The organism is Leisingera sp. JC1 (assembly GCF_001679925.1).
In the GTDB taxonomy this organism is placed as follows: domain Bacteria; phylum Pseudomonadota; class Alphaproteobacteria; order Rhodobacterales; family Rhodobacteraceae; genus Leisingera.
The window spans coordinates 1-2,926 of sequence record NZ_LYUZ01000007.1 but is presented as its reverse complement, the minus strand read 5'-3'; the positions used below and the strand labels follow the sequence as shown (position 1 = coordinate 2,926).

Here is a 2,926-nt window from a genome sequence, read left to right as displayed (position 1 = left end):
TTTGCCAGCTACAAGGACCGCAAGGCCGTCGCTGCGGCTCTGAAAGCGGTCTATACGGCCGTTGATGCCGCGGCGGCCGAAGCCGCGCTAACTGAATTTGAAGCGAGCGATCTGTCAAAGCGCTATCCGGCCATAGCGCCGAGCTGGCGGCGGGCCTGGAACGAGGTCATTCCGTTCCTGGATTATCCGCCCGAGGTGCGCAGGCTGATTTACACGACGGATGAGATCGACAAGACTTTTCCGCCGGAAYCYTCTATTCTTTGGCAGTGCGGTCGACCTCGGGGCGAAGCGTGGCGTGTCGGCTGGAAGCGTCACCGGGCAGCCTATTCAGTCCCTGCCGGTTTGAGGCGGCCGCACACCCGCCCTGTTTTGGAGGGTGTGGCCGCCAGGCCGCCACGAAGTGCTCGTAGCTTTTCTCCGCTTGCTCAGCGATCTTGGCTTCCTGGTGGCGCAGCTCCTTCACATTGTAGGCATAGCTTGCACCACGCCGATTTCCCTTTTCCTGTGGCTGCCCGGCCGCCAGTTCCATGGCGCGGCGCTTGTGGGCGACCAGGCTCGGACGGGCCCAGCGATAGTCTTCGTTTTTGGTCAGCATGTGCCAACACAGCGTGGCGAGCTTGCGGGCCACCGCGACGGCGGCGATCTGATGTCCGCGCCGCGCCCGGATGCGGATGAAGAAGGCGCGCAGCGGACCCGGCGCTTTCGCCGCGGCCCAGGCCGCCTCGACCAGCATGGCGCGGGCATGGCTGCGGCCGGCCTTGCTGATCCGGCCATGGTGGGCGGCACCGAGTCCGGATTGGCGCACGCGCGGGTTCAACCCGAAATAGCTCACCAGTTTCTGCGGCGACTTGAACCGCTCGATGCTGCCGATCGCGGCCATCAGCCCAGCTGCGACCGCCAGATTGACGCCGGTGATGGTCAGGAGGCGCTGGATGGCTTCGTCCTCCAAGGCGTCCTGGGCGATGTCGCGGTCGAGTTGGGCAAGGTCCTCGCCGAGCCGGTCGAGTTCGCGGATATGGCGCGCAATCGCGGCCCGTTCATCCTCCGGCACCGGCTGGCGGGTCAGCCAGTCGCGGCCGCGCTTGTTGAAGAGATCGGCATGCGGGCATTTGGGGATCAGGTGCGCGTGCAGGATGGCATGCACCTCGTTCTTGATCCGGGTCCGGTGCCGGACAACCTGGTAACGGCGCGCCACCAGTCTGCGCATCCGCTCCGTCGCCGCATCCGGAGTCCAGATCTCCGGCAGGTAGCCGGCCGCATACAGGCTGGCCAGCGTGCCGGCATCGACCTTGTCGGTCTTCACATGGGCATGGGCGATTGCCTTGACCTGAAGCGGATTGGCAATCACCACCCGTTTCACATGGGGCGATAGAATCCGGGATACCGCCATGCAGTTTCCGGTCGCCTCGATCACCACCTCGTCCGACTTCTTCAGTTGCCTGCCGAAGCCCTCGAGGGCCGTGCGGGTCATTTCGACCCGGCCTTCGTGCCGGGTCAGGCCACTCTCCCAGATCACCACCTCCCCAAAGGTGCGGTGGATATCGATGCCAATCACGCGTCGCATGCGCGCCTCCCTTGCCAGTGACAAAAAGCGGGAGCGGCGGGCGACACGACAACTACGGATCCGCGCTCTCGGCGCAACCGGGCGAGTCGCAGAGGCGGCCAGCTACTAACACGAGCTCGCAGCTCATCGAATRCATCGGCCTGCCCGCACCTTCGTGCTCCCGGTGCCTCTGTCCCGGATGCTCGCAGCATACACCCTGATSCAAGAATCGGGGCCGAACATCRGCACCGGGATCTTCATACCGGTTACCAATGCCATTGAAGCGCTGAACTCGAAAATCCGCCGCGCGGTCCGAACCCGCGGCCATTTCCCCAGCGATGAGGCGGCGGCCAAGTTGATCTATCTGGCGCTGAATGCTACCTCAGCGGAGTGGAAGCGGTCAGTGCGCGAATGGCATGCGGTGAAAAGCCAGCTCGCCATCATGTTCGAGGAACGCTTCCCATTGGCGTAAGAAATGGCGCCGGGGCACAAAANTACCGGTTACCAATGCCATTGAAGCGCTGAACTCGAAAATCCGCCGCGCGGTCCGAACCCGCGGCCATTTCCCCAGCGATGAGGCGGCGGCCAAGTTGATCTATCTGGCGCTGAATGCTACCTCAGCGGAGTGGAAGCGGTCAGTGCGCGAATGGCATGCGGTGAAAAGCCAGCTCGCCATCATGTTCGAGGAACGCTTCCCATTGGCGTAAGAAATGGCGCCGGGGCACAAAATTCCGCACAGTCTCCGTCGCCGCGCTGTCGTGGCTGTCGCCCTCAAACTGGCCGTTCTGCACCATCGCATGTGGGTAGATGGCACCGAGTTCCGTTCAGGGCCGGTGGAGGGCATGGCATGACCTAATAGCCCAATACCAGAACTGAATGGGATCGTCCTCACCGGACGAGGTTCGTGGAAGAAGCCGAAAATGTCTGCTGGGCAACGAGAAGCGCGTCCGAAAGCGAGGCCCTCCACAACCAATCCGACACATGCGTGCAGCGATGCCCTCACCCGGTATCACCCAGACTGTGAAGAGAAGCGTGACCCGGATGAGCGACAATGATCTCGTACAAGGAAGGAAAACGAGCTTGACCCAAACGCCCAATTAGAGAAGGCGGACAAGAATCCTGATACAGTTTCCCTAGTTGTAGCGGATTGCACTTATCCAGAGTTCGGCTTGCAATCATCGTGAATTTTCGCTCGAATTGTTTGCGTCTATCCGGGGGCTCAAACTCACATTAATTGCGAATGAGATCAGATTATTTGCAACGCGATTGCAATCATCCGCCTCGGATCACATTAGGTGCGAACGGGTCAGTGCAGCATGGAACGCCGCCCGCAACACTGCTTGAACTTCTTACCCGACCCGCAAGGACAGGGTTCGTTTCGGC

At 61.7% G+C, this 2,926-nt stretch carries 2 protein-coding genes and 3 pseudogenes; 3 read left to right on the top strand and 2 right to left on the bottom strand.

The window, feature by feature from the left end; translation table 11 throughout:
* Positions 1-231, top strand: a pseudogene (locus A9D60_RS25375) (transposase); the annotation flags it as partial.
* A gap of 136 nt (positions 232-367) precedes the next feature.
* On the opposite strand, the pseudogene A9D60_RS02900 reads toward A9D60_RS25375, so the two are convergent.
* Positions 368-1,546: pseudogene (locus A9D60_RS02900) on the bottom strand (IS110 family transposase); the annotation flags it as partial.
* 256 nt (positions 1,547-1,802) lie between these two features.
* Here A9D60_RS02900 and A9D60_RS02895 point away from each other — a divergent pair.
* Both A9D60_RS02895 and A9D60_RS25370 read left to right on the top strand, forming a co-directional pair.
* Positions 1,803-2,015: pseudogene (locus A9D60_RS02895) on the top strand (transposase); the annotation flags it as partial.
* Positions 2,016-2,038: 23 nt separating this feature from the next.
* Positions 2,039-2,250: transposase (locus A9D60_RS25370; protein ID WP_141117798.1), on the top strand; the 212-nt coding region annotated here is incomplete at its 5' end.
* A 599-nt stretch (positions 2,251-2,849) separates the two neighbouring features.
* On the opposite strand, the gene A9D60_RS27330 is transcribed toward A9D60_RS25370, so the two are convergent.
* A partial coding sequence (locus tag A9D60_RS27330; RefSeq protein ID WP_175392878.1) for an SEC-C metal-binding domain-containing protein occupies positions 2,850-2,926 on the bottom strand: 77 nt, incomplete at its 5' end.